This window comes from Pseudomonas oleovorans subsp. oleovorans (genome assembly GCF_002197815.1).
Taxonomy (GTDB): Bacteria; Pseudomonadota; Gammaproteobacteria; order Pseudomonadales; family Pseudomonadaceae; genus Aquipseudomonas; species Aquipseudomonas oleovorans.
This window is the reverse complement of the sequence record NZ_NIUB01000005.1, coordinates 1-16,909: the sequence shown is the minus strand read 5'-3', so window position 1 is coordinate 16,909 and position 16,909 is coordinate 1. Positions and strand designations below refer to the sequence as shown.

Below are 16,909 nucleotides of genomic sequence, written 5' to 3'. Positions count from 1 at the left end.
GTGCGGATCAAACTGATCGCCGTCGGTTCGCGCATGCCGCGCTGGGTCGAAGAGGGCTGGCAGGAGTACGTCAAGCGTCTGCCTGCCGAATTGCCGCTGGAGCTGGTGGAAATTCCCCTCAACACCCGCGGCAAGAATGCCGACGTTGCCCGCCTGATCCGTCAGGAGGGTGAGGCCATGCTGAGCAAGGTGCAGCCCGGCGAACGTATCGTCACGCTGGAGGTCCATGGCAAGCCATGGAGCACCGAGCAACTGGCAGCGGAGCTGGAGCGCTGGCGTCTCGATGCACGCAACGTCAACCTCATGGTCGGTGGCCCGGAAGGGCTGGCACCGGAGGTCTGCGCGCGTAGCGAGCAGCGCTGGTCGCTGTCGCCTCTGACGTTGCCGCACCCGCTGGTGCGCATCCTTCTTGGCGAGCAGATCTACCGCGCCTGGACCGTATTGTCCGGCCATCCGTACCACAAGTGATCACCTAGTCATGCCGCAGCCGATTCGCCTCAAGGATCATGAAAAGGACGCTCGCCTGGTCAAGCGCCGGGTGCTCGTTGGCGGCGTCGTGATCATCCTGCTGACCTGCGTGCTGATCATGCGCATGTACTACCTGCAGGTGATTCAGTACGAGCATCACAGCACCCTGGCGGAAAACAACCGCATCCACGTGCAGCCGATCCCGCCGACCCGCGGGCTGATCTTCGACCGCAACGGTGTGATCATCGCCGACAACCGGCCCAGCTTCAGCCTGACCGTGACCCGCGAACGCGCCGGTGACTGGCCGAGCGTGCTCGATGCGGTGGTCGAAGTGCTGGAACTCAGCGAGGATGATCGTGCCCTGTTCGAGCGCCGCGTGCGCCAGGGGCGGCGTCCGTTCGAGCCGGTACCGATCCTGTTCGAGCTGTCCGAAGAGCAGATCGCTCGCATTGCGGTCAACCAGTTCCGCCTGCCTGGCGTCGAGGTGGCGGCGCAACTGGTGCGGCATTATCCGCAGCAGGAACACTTCGCGCATTCGGTCGGCTACGTCGGGCGCATCAACGAGCAGGAGCTCAAGCGTCTGGATCCGACCGATTACGCCGGCACCCACCATATCGGCAAGACCGGTATCGAGCGTTTCTACGAGGACGAGTTGCACGGCGAAGTCGGCTATGAAGAGGTCGAGACCAATGCCCGTGGTCGCGTGTTGCGTGTGCTCAATCGTGTCGATCCGAAACCGGGCAAGGACATCGTGCTCAGCCTCGATGTCCACTTGCAGGAAGCGGCCGAGAACGCCCTCGGTGGGCGTCGTGGCGCTGTGGTGGCCATCGATCCGAACAATGGCGAAGTGCTGGCGATGGTCAGCCAGCCCAGTTTCGACCCCAACCCGTTCGTCACCGGCATCAGTTTCAAGGCCTATGGCGAACTGCGCGACTCCATTGACCAGCCGCTGTACAACCGCGTGTTGCGTGGCCTTTATCCGCCGGGCTCGACTATCAAGCCGATGGTGGCTGTGGCCGGTCTCGATGCTGGCGTGGTCACCCCGCAGACCCGGGTGTTCGACCCGGGCTTCTATCAGTTGCCCAATCACAGCCATAAGTACCGTAACTGGAACCGCAGCGGTGATGGCTGGGTCGATCTCAACCTGGCCATCGCCCGTTCCAACGACACCTACTTCTACGACCTGGCGCACAAGATGGGCGTCGATCGCATGCATGAATACATGAGCCGCTTCGGCCTCGGCCAGCGCGTGGCGCTGGACATGTTCGAGGAGACCGCCGGCCTGATGCCTTCGCGTGACTGGAAGCGGGCGCGTTATCGCCAGCCCTGGTACCCGGGCGAGACGCTGATTCTCGGCATTGGCCAGGGCTATATGCAGACCACACCGCTGCAGTTGGCGCAGGCCACCGCGCTGATGGCCACGCGTGGCAAGTGGATTCGTCCGCACCTGGCCAAGAGTGTCGACGGACGCTTGCCCGTGGACCCCAACCCGATGCCGGATATCGTCCTGCGTGATCCGAAGTTCTGGGAGTATGGCATTCGTGCTATGGAAGACGTGCTGCACGGTGCCCGTGGTACGGCGCGCAAGGTCGGTGACAGTTCGGTCTACCGCATCGCCGGCAAGAGCGGCACGGCCCAGGTGGTGGCGATCAAACAGGGTGAGAAATACGACCGCAACAAGGTGCAGGAGCGCCACCGCGATCACGCCCTGTTCGTCGGTTTTGCACCCGCCAATAACCCGCAGATAGCCGTCGCGGTGATGGTGGAGAACGGCGAGTCAGGCTCCGGCGTCGCCGCCCCGGTGGTCAAGCAGGTGATGGACGCCTGGCTGCTGGATAAAGAGACCGGTCAGCTCAAAGCCGAATTCGCCTTGCCCCAGACTGCCGAGGTCAGCCAGCGATGATCAGCAATTTCGACCGCACCCTGTCCGATGAGGACGTCCTGCGTCGTCGCGCCAGCCTGCTACAGCGCATGCATATCGACGGCTGGTTGCTGTTGCTGTTGCTGATTCTGGGTGCCGGCAGCCTGTTCATCCTTTATTCGGCCAGTGGCAAGAATGTCGACCTGCTGCTCAAGCAGGCATCATCCTTCGGCATCGGTATGCTCGCTGTGGTCGTGATCGCTCAGTTCGACCCGCGCTTCATGGCGCGCTGGGTACCCCTTGCCTACGTTGCGGGCGTCGCCTTGCTGATGGCGGTGGAGGTGATGGGCCACACCGCAATGGGAGCGACTCGCTGGATCAACATCCCGGGCGTGATCCGCTTCCAGCCGTCAGAGTTGATGAAGATCATCATGCCGATGACCATCGCCTGGTACCTGTCGCGACATAACCTGCCGCCGCGCTTCAAGCACATCGTTATCAGCCTGGCGATGATTGGCGTGCCTTTCGTGCTGATCCTCAAGCAGCCGGATCTCGGCACTTCGCTGCTGGTACTGGCGTCGGGCGCTTTCGTCGTATTCATGGCCGGTCTGCAGTGGCGCTGGATTGTCGGTGCAGCGGCGGCGGTGGTGCCGATTGCGATAGGCATGTGGTACTTCGTCATGCATGACTACCAGAAGCGCCGTGTGTTGACCTTCCTCAACCCGGAGAGCGATCCGCTGGGGGCGGGTTGGAACATCATCCAGTCCAAGGCGGCCATCGGTTCTGGTGGTGTGCTGGGCAAGGGCTGGCTGCTGGGCACCCAGTCGCACCTGGATTTTTTGCCGGAAAGCCATACGGACTTTATCATTGCCGTGCTTGCGGAGGAGTTCGGCCTGGTTGGCGTCTGTCTGTTGCTGCTGCTCTATCTGCTCTTGCTGGCGCGCGGTCTGGTGATCACAGCTCAGGCGCAGACGCTTTTCGGCAAGTTGCTGGCCGGCGCGCTGACCATGACCTTCTTCGTCTACGTATTCGTCAACATCGGCATGGTCAGCGGGCTGCTGCCAGTGGTGGGGGTGCCGCTGCCGTTCATTAGTTACGGTGGAACCCATCTGGTCACATTGTTGTCAGGCTTCGGGATATTGATGGCGATTCACACCCACAGAAAGTGGATCGCTCAGGTTTGATTTTGGGAGTTTCGAGTTGATGCATTCTTTGCGCAGTTGGGCTGTCCGTACGCTGCTTGGCGCTGCTATTGCCGGCACACTGGGTACCGCTCTGGCAGCTGATTATGACGGCTCGCCGCAGGTGGCCGAGTTCGTCGAGGAAATGACCCGCGACTATGGTTTTGCCAGCGAGCAACTGGTCAGCCTGTTCGCCGAGGTCGAGCGCAAGCAGGCGATTCTCGATGCCATCTCGCGCCCGGCAGAGAAGGTCAAGCCCTGGAAGGACTACCGGCCGATCTTCATCACCGACAAGCGTATCGCCCAGGGCGTGGAGTTCTGGAACAAGCACCAGGCTGCGCTGGAAAAGGCTGAGGCCGAGTACGGTGTGCCGCCGCAATTCATCGTCGCCATCATCGGCGTGGAAACCTTCTATGGCGGCAACACCGGCAGTTGGCGGGTGATGGACGCCCTGTCGACCCTGGCCTTCGATTATCCGCCGCGTGCGCCGTTCTTCCGCAAGGAGCTGCGCGAATTTCTGCTGCTGACCCGTGAGGAGCAGGTCGATCCGATCACCCTCAAGGGGTCTTATGCTGGCGCCATGGGCTTGCCACAGTTCATGCCGAGCAGTTTCCGTGCTTACGCCGTGGACTTCGATGGCGACGGCCATATCAACATCTGGAGCAACCCGACCGATGCCATCGGCAGTGTTGCCAGCTATTTCAAGCGCCACGGCTGGCAGGCCGGCGGTCAGGTCGCCAGTCGCGTCGAGGCCAGTGGTACTCGCGTCGACGAAGGCCTGACGCAGGGGCTGGATCCGGTAAAGAGCGTCGCCGAGCTGCGCGCGCTGGGCTGGCAGAGCCAGGACAAGCTGGCCGAAGATCTGCCGGTAACCGCGTTTCGTCTGGAAGGTGCGCAAGGCGATGAATACTGGTTCGGTTTGCCCAACTTCTACACCATCACCCGCTACAATCGCAGCGTGATGTATGCCATGGCGGTCAACCAACTGGCCGAACTGCTGGTCGAAGCGCGGGGTAATCGATGAGTGCGTCCAAACTGCTGCCGCTGGCAGCCTGCGTAACTGCAGCGCTGTTGCTGGCGAGCTGTTCTTCCAAGCGAGCACCGCAGCCTGCGGTGGTGCCCGGTCCGTCGGCTGGTATTTCCGGCCCGGATGATTTCAATCGACCGCACAAGGATGGCGCGCCCTGGTGGGATGTCGACGTGTCGAAGATTCAGGACGCCATCCCCATGCCCCATTACGGGCCGGTCAAGGCCAGCCCCTATGTGGTGTTCGGCAAACAGTACTACCCTATTCAGGATGCCCGTCGCTACCAGGCGGTCGGTCCGGCTTCCTGGTATGGCACCAAGTTTCATGGCCAGGCCACTGCCAACGGCGAGACCTACGACCTGTACGGCATGACCGCAGCACACAAGACGCTGCCGCTGCCCAGCTACGTACGGGTGACCAACCTGGAAAACGACAAGGTGGTGATCCTGCGGGTCAACGACCGTGGGCCGTTCTACTCCGACCGTATCATCGATCTGTCCTTTGCCGCGGCCAAAAAGCTCGGTTTCGCTGAAAAAGGCACTGCGCGGGTCAAGGTCGAAGGCATCGACCCGCATGAGTGGTGGGCGCAGCAGGGCCGTCCGGTGCCGCTGGTACTGGCTAACAATCAACCGGCCAAGGCTGCCGTTGCCCAGCCTGTCGCGCAGCCTGTCGAGCACTATTCGCCGCCGCCGACGCAGCACGCCGCTGCGGTGGTGCCGGTGCAGATCGACGCAAAAAAAAACGATTTACTCGCAGTCTCTGGCCTGTTTCTCCAGGTGGGAGCCTTCGCCAATCCGGACGCTGCGGAGCTGCTCAAGTCCAAGCTGAGCCAGACCAGCAGTGTGCCGGTGTTCATCAGCTCAGTGGTGCGCGACCAGCAGATACTGCACCGCGTCCGCATGGGGCCGATCAGCAATCAGGGAGAAGCTGAGCAGCTGCAGAGCAGCGTGCGCCTGGCCAACCTCGGCCAGGCCACGCTGGTGCGCGCCGACTGATGGCAACTTAACCGGCCTTTGCCGGACTAAATCCGAGGCTTGCCTGGTGCGAGTCGAAAGATGGCCCTGTGGGGTCGTACAACCCAAGCATTGATTTTCGAGAGACGGATGAACATCACCAGCTTCGTGCAACGTGCTTCACTGGTTCTTACCCTTCTGGCCGCCCCCCTGGCCATGGCCAACCCGCAGGTGGTGCCGGCGCCGCCGCAACTGGCCGCGAAATCCTACGTGCTGATGGACGCCGCCAGCGGCAATGTCCTGGTCGAGAACAACGCTGACGAGCGCCTGCCGCCTGCCAGCCTGACCAAGCTGATGACGGCCTACATCGCGACCCTGGAAATCCGTAATGGCAAGATCGGCGAGAAGGATCTGGTGACCATCAGCGAGCACGCCTGGCGTACGGGTGGCGCTGCGTCCGGTGGTTCCACCATGTTCCTGCCGGTGAACAGCCAGGCCACGGTCGACGACTTGCTGCACGGCATCATCATTCAGTCCGGTAACGATGCCAGCATCGCCATCGCCGAATACATCGCCGGCAGCGAAGATGCCTTCGCGGACATGATGAACGCCACTGCCGAACGTCTGGGCATGAAGAACAGCCACTTCATGAACTCTACCGGCCTGCCGCATCCTGAGCATTACTCCAGCGCCCGTGACATGGCGATTCTGGCCCGCGCGATCATCAATGAAGATGCCGAGCACTATGCGATCTATTCGCAGAAAGAGTTTCTCTGGAACAACATCAAGCAGCCCAACCGTAACCTGCTGCTGTGGCGTGACCGCACCGTCGACGGCCTGAAGACCGGCCACACCTCCGAGGCCGGCTATTGCCTGGTGGCCTCGGCGGTGCGTGATGGCGCGCGCATGATCACCTCGGTATTCGGTACCGACAGTGAGCAGGCCCGTGCAGCGGAAACCCAGAAGCTGCTGACCTACGGTTTCCGCTTCTTCGAAAGCCGCACCTTCTATCAGAAAGGTGCCGAGCTGGCTCAGGCCACCGTGTGGAAAGGTGCGGCGAGTCAGGTCAAGGCCGGTCTGGCCGAAGACCTGACCATGACCATGGCCAAGGGGCAGCTGGAAAAGCTGCAGGCCAGCATGACCCTCAATCCGCAACTGATCGCCCCGATCCAGCAGGGCGATGTGATCGGCAAGGTCGAAGTCAAACTGGGTGACGAGGTGGTGCGCAGCACCGACCTGGTGGCTCTGGAGTCGGTAGAAGAGGGCGGGCTGCTGCGCCGTCTGTGGGACAGCATTCGCCTGTTCTTCTTCGGCCTTTTCAACTGACAAGCCTGGCCGCTCCTGATGGAGCGGCCCTTTTCTGGACGGGCCGCGAGCCCGCTGACGCCATGACCGATAACGACGTTCAAGCCCCTAAAATCGAATTTCCCTGCGAGCGTTACCCGATCAAGGTAATCGGCATTGCGGGTGAGGGTTTCTCCGATCTGGTGATCGAGGTGATCCAGCGCCATGCGCCGGATCTGGATGCCTCCACGCTGGTGCTGCGTGACAGCCGTAACGGCAACTTCCTCTCCGTGCAGGTGCTGATCACCGCCACCAGCGTCGAGCAGTTGCAGGCGATTCATGTCGATCTGCGTGCCACTGGCCGCGTGCACATGGTGCTGTGATCCTCATGCCCGAACTCGTCGTTCGTCACCTCGGGCTGGTCGACTATCAGCCGACGCTGGAGGCCATGCGCCAGTTGACCCGTGAGCGCGATGAGCGGACACCGGATGAAATCTGGCTGCTGCAGCATCCCAAGGTGTTCACTCAGGGTCAGGCCGGCAAGGCCGAGCATGTGCTGGCAGCGGGCGATATTCCGGTGGTGCAGGTCGAGCGCGGCGGGCAGGTGACCTACCACGGCCCCGGTCAGCTGGTGGCCTATCTGATGCTCGATCTGCGTCGCCTTGAGCTTGGTGTGCGTGAACTGGTCACCGCCATGGAGCAAAGCCTGGTGGAGCTGTTGGCCAGCTATGGCATCGAGGCTACGCCCAAAGCGGATGCGCCCGGTGTATACGTGGCAGGTGACAAGATCGCCTCGCTGGGGCTGCGCGTCAGCCGTGGCTGCTCGTTCCATGGTCTGGCGCTGAACGTCGATATGGACATGTCGCCTTTCCTGCGCATCAACCCATGCGGCTACGCGGGGCTGAAGATGGTGCAGATGCGTGACCTGCTGCAAGCGCCGCCCGTGTTCGACGAGGTGTCGCAACGTCTGGAACAGGCGCTGTGTGCCCGTCTGGGTTACGTGTAGGCTCATGCGAGCGAATGCGTAGGCGCGGCACCCAAAGCTTCGCCCCGGGGCGGGGCTCCTACGCAGGCGCGTAGCCACGCATGCTTACTGACAGTAACGAAAAAGGGACGCCGAGGCGTAATGCCAGTCAGTTAAGCCGTTGCACTCGATTTTTGTAGGAGCCGGCTTGCCGGCGATCCGCCATAAAAAGCATCGCCAGCAAGCTGGCTCCTACGAAAAGCGCCCCCTCTACTGCAAGTAGGAGGGGATGGTGACGAACTTATCTGATCAGCATTACGCCGAGGCGTCCCTTTTGTTTTCCGAGAGGATCTGTCTCAGTTCAGATTCAGCGCCGGAATCAGGCTGGCGTTGACCTCCTGGCCAGGCACCGGAAGCGGAGCGGCGAGACCCAGGTTGTTCTTCTCGAACACGCGATCAGCGCGGTAGCTGGAACGCACCAGCGGGCCGGCAGCGACTTCCATGAAGCCTTTCTCCAGCCCGATATCGCGCAGGCGGTTGAATTCTTCAGGGCTGACCCAGCGCTGCACCTTGAGGTGGTTGCGCGTCGGTTGCAGGTACTGGCCGAGGGTGAGGATGTCCACGCCGATGGCGCGCAGGTCATCCATGGTTTCCAGGATTTCCTCGTCGGTTTCACCCAGGCCGAGCATCAGGCTGGTCTTGGTCAGTACGTCCGGGCGGTGCTTCTTGGCGTGCTCGAGCACCTTGAGAGTCTTCTCGTAGCCGGCGCGCGGATCGCGAACCACGTGGGTAAGACGTTTGACTGTCTCGACGTTCTGCGCGAAGACTTCCAGGCCGGAGTCGACGACGCGCTCGATGGCCTGGTGATCACCGTCGAAATCCGGGGTCAGGGCCTCGACCACCACCTGCGGGGTATTTGCCTTGATGGCGCGCACGCAGGCGGCGTAGTGGCTGGCGCCGCCATCCTCCAGATCGTCACGGTCCACCGAGGTCAGCACGATATAACGCAGGGCCATCAGCTCCACCGACTTGGCGGTGTTCTGCGGCTCTTCCAGATCCAGCCAGCCATTGGGGTTGCCGGTGTCCACGGCGCAGAAACGGCAGGCGCGGGTACACACCGAGCCCATCAGCATGATGGTGGCCGTGCCGTTGGACCAGCATTCGCCCATGTTCGGGCAGTGCGATTCCTGGCAAACGGTGCTCAGGCGGTGTTCGCCAACGTTGCGTTTGACGGCCTCGAAACGGCTACCGCCAGGTGCCTTGACCCGCAGCCACTTGGGCTTGGGCTCGAACACCTGAGGTTCGGCCGAGGCGCGACGCTTCTGGCCATCCTTGATGGCGGTGATGCCTTGGGCGGTGCGAAATTTTTCGCCGCTGGCGACGGATTTGGGCGGGGAGGTGTCGGACATCGGGAATCAGGGCTCCGCTAGAGGCTCCGTGGGCAGGTGGCTTGTGGCCGCCAGCCAGTCTATCACAGAAGGCTCATGGGCACGCTGAGACCGCCTGTCGGCAAGGGGCGACGAGGCAGCGTTCAGCGAGACCCTGGCTTAGCGTGCGCGCAGCTGTTGCAGCAGCTCGGTATTGGGATAGCCATCGGCAGGCCAGTTCAATTGCAGCTGCAGGGCGCGGATGGCCTTGCGCGTGTTGGCGCCGATGATGCCGTCGGCCGGGCCCGGGTCGAAACCGGCCTGGGCCAACAGCTCCTGCAGCTCGACGCGCTCGCTGCGACCGAGCTGGCGTTCGCCGCGTGGCCACTGGCCCTGCACTTCGCTGGGGCGCACCAGGTTGTCGGCGAGCAGGCCGATGGCCAGCGCGTAGGATGTGGAATTGTTGTACTTGAGGATACTGCGGAAGTTGTCCAGCAGCAGGAAGGCCGGGCCTTTGTGTCCGGCCGGTAGCTGCAGGCTGGCGCGCGCGCTGGCGGCGGCGCCGGTCGGTGCCAGCGGGCGCACGCCGAGTTCGGCCCACTCGGTCAGGCTGCGACGCTGGTCCGGGTCAGCCAGGGCGTAGTCGAAGTCGCTCGGCAGGCGCACCTCGAATCCCCAGGGCTGGCCGCGCTGCCATCCTGACGCTTGCAGGTAATGAGCCGCCGAAGCCAGGGCATCGGCCGAGGAGTTCCACAGATCGCGCTTGCCGTCGCCGTCGAAATCCACCGCATACTGGTTATAGGTGGTGGGCATGAACTGGGTCTGCCCCATGGCGCCGGCCCAGGAGCCGATCATGCGTTCGCTGGGCACATCGCCGTTCTGCAGAATCTGCAGGGCAGCCAGCAATTGCGTACGCCAGAAGCCCTGGCGACGACCGTCGTAGGCCAGGGTGGCGAGGGAGCGGATTACGCTGTGGCTGCCGATATTGTTGCCGAAGTTGCTCTCTAGACCCCAGATGGCCACCAGGATCGGGGCCTCGACGCCGTACTGCTGCTCGATGCGTTGCAGCACCAGGCTGTGCTGCGCCAACAGCACTCGGCCACGACCGATGCGGCTGGAGGACACGGCGCCGTCGAGGTATTCCCACACCGGGCGGGTGAATTCGGGCTGGCTGCTGTCGGCCTTGAGCACCGCCGGGTCAGGGGTGACGCCGGCGAATATGCGATCGAACAGCGCGGCGTCAATGCCGGCGGCAAGCGCTTCGTCACGCAATGCCTGGCGCCAGTCGGCGAAGCTGGTCAGTGCATCTGCAGGTGCAGCCTGCACCGTGGCCGGCGCGTTGGCTGTGGGCAGGTTTTCCGCTGGGGCCTGGGCGCAGGCCGCCAGCAGCAGTAGAGGAAGCAGGGCCAGGGCGCGACGAGGAAACTGGTGTGGCATGTCTATCTCAGGGCGTTTAAGCAGGTGCCTACCTTATCACGCTCGGGCTGGAATCTGGGCGATCAGCGCAGTGAGCAAGCCCATAAAGCAAGAAGCCTCCCAATTGTGGGAGGCTTCGCGGCGGTAGCTGCCTTTGCCTTTCTGTGGTCGTTCCTGGCGGGAGCGAAACAGTGGCTGGGCGACGATGGATTTGGCCTTGTTCGGCCGTTTGCCGGTTTTCTTGCTCATAGGGGTTCCTCGCTAGAGCTTGCTTCCAGCGCAGGCGCGCGGACTATGCGCCGCTCCGCTTTAGCCCACCAACGGTGGTGGACGTGGGCTAAAGCGGAGCCACCCTACGAGAAAGGAAGAGGCAGCAACACTTACAGGCGCAGGCGTTGTCCGGCCAATTGCAGGGTCAGCATGGCCAGCTCGCTCCACGGATCGCCAGCCGCCTGGCCCTTGATCTGTGCATCGATCAACTGCGCCTGCTGCAACAATTGGCCCCAGCGCTTGCTGCTGTGACGCTGCAGCGCCTTGGAAACCAGCGGCCGGCGCTTGTCCCACACTGGCGGACGCGCGCTGGAGAAGGCCTTGTCCAGGGGTATGCCCTGGCTTTGCTGGTAGGCGATGCCGGCCAGCAGGCGAATTTCGCGTGCCAGCGCCCAGAGGATTACCGGGGTTTCCACACCCTCGCCGCGCAGGCCTTCGAGCACGCGCAGGGCATGGCTGGCATCGCCAGTCAGGGCGCAATCGATCAGGCCGAACACATCGAAGCGGGCGCTGTCGGCCACGGCGGCCTGTACGGTTTCGGCGTCCACCTGATTGCCTTCGGCAAGCAGCTTGAGCTTTTCCACTTCCTGGGCGGCGGCCAGCAGGTTGCCTTCTACCCGCGCGGCGATCATGTCCACGGCATCGGCGCTGGCGCTCAGGCCGGCCTGAGCGAGGCGCTGGCGAATCCACTGCGGCAACTGGTTGGCGTCCACCGGCCAGATCTGGATGAACTGGCAAGCCTGACCGTCGATCAGCGCCTTGGCCCATTTGGATTTCTGCGTGCTGCCGTCGAGCTTGGGCAGGCTCAGCAGCAGGACGGTATCTTCAGGCGGCCGTGCCAGGTATTCCAGCAGTGCTGCGGCGCCTTTATCCCCCGGTTTGCCGGAGGGTAGGCGCAGTTCCAGCAGGCGCTTCTCGGCGAACAGCGAGAGGCTGGCGCCTGCCTGCAGCAGGTTGCCCCAGTCGAAGTTGGCTTCGGCATTGAACACCTGACGCTCGCCGAACCCCTGCTGACGGCAGGCGTTGCGGATGGCATCGGCCGTTTCCTGGCAGAGCAGCGGCTCGTCACCGCTGATCGCATAGACAGGCGCCAGTGCGCCCTGCAGGTGTTTGCCGAGTTGCGCGGGGGCGAGCTTCATCGAGGTGATGTCATGAGGCGAGTGGGCAGGGCCGCTGATGCGGCCCCTGCGCCTTTAGCGCGACGGCAGTTCGATCGGCGACTGCTGCGGTGCGACCTGGCTCTCACGAGCGCGGCGAGCCTCTTCCAGCGCTTCGGCTTCTGCCTTGGCGCGGGCTTCGGCGGTCTGCTGCAACTGGTCGAGCTGCGCCGGGGTAATCTGCTGCAGGGTGAGCATCAGTTGCTGGATCATTTCCCGGCGCAGTTCGCTGCGCAGCTGAGCGGCTTCCTGATCGGAGCCGGCCAGGTTGTTGTCGTCCTGCTGGTAGTAGTTCTGCACTTCCACCTTGTTGCCGGTCAGCAACAGGTTCTGCGCGCCACGGATCTCATACTCCAGGGCCATGGTCAGCTCGTACTCGGCGGTACGTGCACCGCTGCTGTAGCTGGCGCTGCGACGATTCTCGCTTTCGCGGGTGATGACCAGCTTGTAGGGCGCGCCGGCATAAACGCGAACGTCGTTTCTTTCCAGCACCTCGCGTACCTGCTGCACGGTATCACCGTAGGCATCGCGCGCACTGACATCGAGCTCCTGGAGGGCGAACTGCACATCGCCGGTGCCGCGCAGCTGGAAACCGCAGGCGCTGAGCAGACCGGCCAGGCCGATGATCAGTAGATTCCGTTTCATCATTCTCATATCCCCTTGGCGGATCGCGGCGCCACGTCGTGGTGGCGCCGAGCTTAATCAGTTGGCGACTATGTTGACCAGCTTGCCTGGCACCACGATGACCTTGCGAATGCTCAGGCCCTCGGTGAAGCGCAGCACGTTCTCGTTGGCACGAGCGGCGGCCTCGACTTCCTCGCGCGAGGCGCTGGCCGGAACTTCGATCTGCCCGCGCAGCTTGCCGTTGACCTGCACCACCAGGGTCAGGCTGTCCTGCACCAGGGCGGATTCGTCGACCTGCGGCCACTGCGCGTCGATCACTGCATCGGCATGCCCCAGGCGCTGCCACAGCTCGTGGCTGATGTGCGGGGTGATCGGCGCCAGCAACAGGGTGACGACTTCCAGGCCTTCGTGCACCAGCGCGCGGTCCTGTTCGGTGGCGGTGACGGCCTTTTCCAGCACGTTCATCAGGGTCATCACCTGGGCGACGGCGGTGTTGAACTTGTGGTGCTGGCCGATATCGTTGCTGGCCTGCTTGATGGCCAGGTGAATGGCGCGGCGCACGGCTTTCTGCTCGTCATTCAGGCTGCTGACATCCAGCTTGCCCGGCAGGCCGGCGCTGACATGGCCATGAGCCAGACGCCAGACGCGGCGCAGGAAACGGTTGGCGCCCTCGACGCCGGCATCCGACCATTCGCAGCTCTGATCGGGCGGCGAGGCGAACATCATGAACAGGCGGCAGGTGTCGGCGCCGTAGGCATCGATCATGTCCTGCGGGTCGACACCGTTGTTCTTCGACTTGGACATCTTCTCGGTGCCGCCGATTTCCACCGGCAGGCCGTCGCTTTTGAGCTTGGCGCCGATGACCTTGGCCTTGGCGTCACGCTCGACCTCGACATCGGCCGGGTTGAACCAGTCCTTGCCGCCGTTTTCCAGGGTGCGGTAATAGGTCTCGGCGACCACCATGCCCTGGGTCAGCAGGTTCTTGAACGGCTCGTTGGAAGTGACCAGGCCTTCGTCACGCATCAGCTTGTGGAAGAAGCGCGCGTACAAGAGGTGCAGGATGGCGTGCTCGATACCGCCGATGTACTGGTCCACCGGCAGCCAGTGGTTGGCCGCCTGCGGGTCGACCATGCCGCCCTCGTAATTCGGGCTGGCGTAGCGGGCGAAGTACCAGGACGACTCGACGAAAGTGTCCATGGTGTCGGTTTCGCGCTTGGCATCGGCACCGCACTTCGGGCACTTGCACTGGTAGAACTCGGGCATGCGCGCCAGCGGGCTACCGGCGCCGTCCGGTACCACGTCTTCGGGCAGCACCACCGGCAACTGATCTTCCGGTACCGGCACGTCGCCGCAGCTTTCGCAGTGGATGATCGGGATCGGGCAGCCCCAGTAGCGCTGGCGGCTGATGCCCCAGTCGCGCAGGCGGAACTGGGTCTTGCGCGCGCCGTGGCCGGTCGCTTCGAGGTCGGCGACGATGGCGTCGAAGGCGGCGCTGAAGTCGAGGTTATCGTACTTGCCGGAGTTGACGGTGGTCAGGCCGTCCTTGTCGGTGTACCAGGCCTGCCATTGCCCGCTGTCGTATTCCTTGCCCTCGCCGGCGTAGACGGGCTGGATCGGCAGGTCGTACTTGTGGGCGAACTCGAAGTCGCGCTCGTCATGCGCCGGCACGGCCATCACCGCGCCTTCGCCGTAGCCCCAGAGCACGTAGTTGGCGACGAATACCGGCAGCTTGTCGCCGGTCAGCGGGTGGATGACGAACTGGCCGGTGGCCACGCCCTTCTTTTCCATGGTGGCCATGTCGGCCTCGGCCACGGAGCCGGCCTTGCACTCGGCAATAAAGGCGGCGATCTGCGGGTTGCCCTCGGCAGCGCGCTGGGCCAGCGGGTGCTCGGCGGCCACGGCGACGTAGGTGGCGCCCATCAGGGTGTCCGGACGGGTCGAGTAAACCTTGAGCTGGCCGTCGATGCCGATGCTGGCGACGTCGTAGTCGAAGACGATATCGGCACCGAAGCTCTTGCCGATCCAGTTGCGCTGCATGGTCTTGACCTGCTCGGGCCAGCCATCCAGCTCATCCAGGCTGCTCAGCAGCTCTTCGGCATAGGCGGTGATCTTGAAGTAGTACATCGGGATTTCGCGCTTCTCGATCAGCGCGCCCGAGCGCCAGCCACGGCCGTCGATGACCTGCTCGTTGGCCAGTACGGTCTGATCCACCGGATCCCAGTTGACGGTACCGTTCTTGCGGTAGATCACGCCCTTTTCGAACAGGCGGGTGAACAGCCACTGTTCCCAGCGGTAGTAGTCCGGTTTGCAGGTGGTGACTTCGCGCGTCCAGTCGATGGCCAGGCCCAGCGATTTGAGCTGGGACTTCATGTAGGCGATGTTCTCGTAGGTCCACTTGGCCGGGGCCACCTGGTTCTTCATCGCGGCGTTTTCTGCCGGCATGCCGAAGGCGTCCCAGCCCATCGGCTGCAGCACGTTCTTGCCCTGCATGCGCTGGTAGCGCGCGATCACGTCACCGATGGTGTAGTTGCGCACGTGCCCCATGTGTAGCTTGCCGCTGGGGTAGGGGAACATCGACAGGCAGTAGAAGGTGTCCTTGCCCGGCTGTTCGCTGACGACGAAGGATTGTTGCGCGTCCCAGTGGGACTGCGCGGCGGCTTCTATTTCACGGGGCGAGTACTGTTCGTGCATGGCTCTGGCGCTGAAGGAATGGGGCTTGCGGAAAACGCCGTAGCATACATGAGCGCCGTCTATCGAGGGAAACCCAGATTGTGCCGCGTCCGCCGTTTGTCGCGGCGCCTGGCTGCGTGCGGGGCCTTCGCTAAGCTTTACTCAAGGCCCGCGGTTGTCGGGGCTCGCGAGGTGGCAGATGGCGGATGCACGGCAGGTGGAACGAGGCGGTGATCTTTACGAGCGACTGCTGCAACGGCTTGCCCTGGCGCTGGAAGAGGCCGATACCGCGAGTCGCCTGCATGCCGAGCCGCTGCGCGAGCTGGAGCTTGATGGGCTGAGCCCGGCGGAGCTGGAGCTGATCCGTGCCTATCTCAATCGTGACCTGCACTGGCTGCGCGGCTGGCACGCGGCGGCAGAAGAGTTGGCGCTGATACAGCGTCAGCCACTGCGCAGTGCCAAGACCGTTGACAGCAAGCCGATGGGCAGGATCAAATCCGTGATGACGCGGCGTCAGGCGCTTTGTTGCGCACTCTGCGGTGCGCCAGTCAGCTGGCATCGAGGGCAGGATGTACGAGCTTGCCAGGCCTGTGGCTCCAGGTTGTTTCGCAGCGGTAATCCGCATTAGCAGCCAGTTGAAAACCAACCTGCTAGGCTTGGGCGCCCCGGAGGTGCCTGATGCCGATTCGTTTCATCCTTAAACAACTGTTGATGCCACCAGGCGTTCTACTCCTGCTGATCGCGCTGGGCTGGTGGCTGCGTCGTCGCTTTCCCCGGCTCGCGTTTGCCTGCTTTACCGTCGGTTTCAGTGGGCTATGGCTGATGAGCCTGCCTGCGGTGACGCAGTGGAGTGCCGCCTGGTTGGAGCGTGAGCCGGTCCTGGAGCAGGCGCAGTGGGCGACCCTGGCGCAGCGCGCCGACGCCATCGTGATTCTCGGCGCCGGGCGTGAGCAGAGCGACCCGGGCTGGGGTGGAGCCGATCAGCCTGGGCTGATGGCCTTGGAGCGCCTGCGCTATGCCGCTCGCCTGGCGCGCGTATCCGGCCTGCCAATGGCGGCTACCGGTGGCCTGCATTATGGCCAGCCGCCCAGTGAGGCGGCACTGATGGCCGATGCCATGCGCCGCGACTACGGGCTGGAGATCCGCTGGCTGGAGGAGCAAAGCCGCACCACCTGGGAGAATGCAGTGCTCAGCGCTGAATTGTTGCAGCCCCAGGGCGTGCGGCGCGTGGTGCTGGTCACCCAGGCTTGGCACATGCAGCGTGCCCTCTGGAGTTTTGAGCAGGCCGGCTTCGAGGTGATCACCGCGCCGATGGGCTATCTCAGTTCGGGTTACGAGCGCCCGCTGGGGGGCTGGCTGCCAGAGTCGAGGGCTATCTGGCAGAGCAGTCAGGTGCTCAACGAAGTCATTGGGTTATTGGCGTATCCCATTGTCTACGGCAAGCAGTAGGGCGTACTCGCCGCAGGCAGTACGCCTGCGGGTTCTGCGTTGTGCGCCAGGCATGGCGCGTAGCGCCGTGACTGGCGCTGTTCGGTTCACAGTGGTGGTGGACTGGACGACTTGGAGGTGAAAGTCCTCTACACACCCGGCAAGGGGAAGTGTTAGCCAGAGGCAAGGGTGTCGCGGGCGACTGCGAATCTGAAGGAAGCCCGAGGCAAAATGCTGGC

The 16,909-nt window shown here is 63.4% G+C and carries 15 protein-coding genes and 1 pseudogene; 10 read left to right on the top strand and 6 right to left on the bottom strand.

From position 1 onward, the window contains the following. The 8 genes from rlmH to lipB all read left to right on the top strand — a co-directional run bounded on the left by rlmH (position 1) and on the right by lipB (position 7,780). Entirely contained in the window at positions 1–468 is a 468-nt protein-coding gene (gene rlmH / locus PSOLE_RS03895; RefSeq protein ID WP_003240195.1) for a 23S rRNA (pseudouridine(1915)-N(3))-methyltransferase RlmH, read from the top strand. A 10-nt stretch (positions 469–478) separates the two neighbouring features. After that, positions 479–2,371, top strand: a complete 1,893-nt coding sequence (gene mrdA, locus PSOLE_RS03890; RefSeq protein WP_074856878.1) for a penicillin-binding protein 2 — start codon at positions 479–481, stop codon at positions 2,369–2,371. After that, positions 2,368–3,513 (top strand): rod shape-determining protein RodA, encoded by a 1,146-nt coding sequence (gene rodA, locus PSOLE_RS03885; protein ID WP_074856873.1) that lies wholly within the window; start codon positions 2,368–2,370, stop codon positions 3,511–3,513. The genes mrdA and rodA overlap by 4 nt, the downstream gene beginning before the upstream one ends. Positions 3,514–3,532: 19 nt before the next feature. Further along, positions 3,533–4,534, top strand: coding sequence for a lytic murein transglycosylase B (mltB, locus tag PSOLE_RS03880; RefSeq protein WP_074856870.1), 1,002 nt, complete (start codon positions 3,533–3,535; stop codon positions 4,532–4,534). Beyond that, a complete protein-coding gene (locus PSOLE_RS03875; RefSeq protein ID WP_045107763.1) occupies positions 4,531–5,532 on the top strand; it encodes a septal ring lytic transglycosylase RlpA family protein in 1,002 nt (333 codons plus the stop codon). Before mltB ends, PSOLE_RS03875 begins: the two co-directional genes overlap by 4 nt. 108 nt (positions 5,533–5,640) lie before the next feature. Then, positions 5,641–6,816, top strand: a complete 1,176-nt coding sequence (locus PSOLE_RS03870; protein WP_074856868.1) for a D-alanyl-D-alanine carboxypeptidase family protein — start codon at positions 5,641–5,643, stop codon at positions 6,814–6,816. Between the two features lie 62 nt (positions 6,817–6,878). Beyond that, positions 6,879–7,157 carry a DUF493 domain-containing protein gene (locus tag PSOLE_RS03865; protein WP_003463006.1) on the top strand — a complete coding sequence of 93 codons (279 nt, stop codon included), beginning with the start codon at positions 6,879–6,881 and terminating at the stop codon, positions 7,155–7,157. Between the two features lie 5 nt (positions 7,158–7,162). Beyond that, positions 7,163–7,780 carry a lipoyl(octanoyl) transferase LipB gene (gene lipB / locus PSOLE_RS03860; RefSeq protein WP_074856865.1) on the top strand — a complete coding sequence of 206 codons (618 nt, stop codon included), beginning with the start codon at positions 7,163–7,165 and terminating at the stop codon, positions 7,778–7,780. Positions 7,781–8,094: 314 nt separating this feature from the next. Here the strand turns inward: lipB and lipA are convergent, their stop codons facing one another. The 6 genes and pseudogenes from lipA to leuS form a co-directional block, all read right to left on the bottom strand. Next, entirely contained in the window at positions 8,095–9,147 is a 1,053-nt protein-coding gene (lipA, locus tag PSOLE_RS03855) for a lipoyl synthase (RefSeq protein WP_074856863.1), read from the bottom strand. Positions 9,148–9,285: 138 nt separating this feature from the next. Then, positions 9,286–10,542, bottom strand: coding sequence for a lytic murein transglycosylase (locus tag PSOLE_RS03850; protein ID WP_074856858.1), 1,257 nt, complete (start codon positions 10,540–10,542; stop codon positions 9,286–9,288). A gap of 81 nt (positions 10,543–10,623) precedes the next feature. After that, a pseudogene (arfA, locus tag PSOLE_RS03845) lies at positions 10,624–10,770 on the bottom strand (alternative ribosome rescue factor ArfA); the annotation flags it as partial. 131 nt (positions 10,771–10,901) lie between these two features. Then, the gene (gene holA, locus PSOLE_RS03840) at positions 10,902–11,930 is read right to left on the bottom strand and encodes a DNA polymerase III subunit delta (RefSeq protein ID WP_074856853.1); all 1,029 of its coding nucleotides are present in this window, start codon (positions 11,928–11,930) and stop codon (positions 10,902–10,904) included. Between the two features lie 54 nt (positions 11,931–11,984). Then, positions 11,985–12,596 (bottom strand): LPS-assembly lipoprotein LptE, encoded by a 612-nt coding sequence (locus PSOLE_RS03835; protein WP_074856851.1) that lies wholly within the window; start codon positions 12,594–12,596, stop codon positions 11,985–11,987. Between the two features lie 54 nt (positions 12,597–12,650). After that, positions 12,651–15,263 (bottom strand): leucine--tRNA ligase, encoded by a 2,613-nt coding sequence (leuS, locus tag PSOLE_RS03830; RefSeq protein WP_074856848.1) that lies wholly within the window; start codon positions 15,261–15,263, stop codon positions 12,651–12,653. 178 nt (positions 15,264–15,441) lie between these two features. Between leuS and PSOLE_RS03825 the strand changes: the two genes are divergently transcribed. Both PSOLE_RS03825 and PSOLE_RS03820 read left to right on the top strand, forming a co-directional pair. Continuing rightward, positions 15,442–15,870 (top strand): hypothetical protein, encoded by a 429-nt coding sequence (locus PSOLE_RS03825; RefSeq protein WP_003462876.1) that lies wholly within the window; start codon positions 15,442–15,444, stop codon positions 15,868–15,870. A gap of 50 nt (positions 15,871–15,920) precedes the next feature. Beyond that, on the top strand, positions 15,921–16,691 hold the full coding sequence (locus tag PSOLE_RS03820) for a YdcF family protein (RefSeq protein ID WP_003462873.1): 771 nt from the start codon (positions 15,921–15,923) through the stop codon (positions 16,689–16,691). Positions 16,692–16,909: the final 218 nt, after the last annotated feature.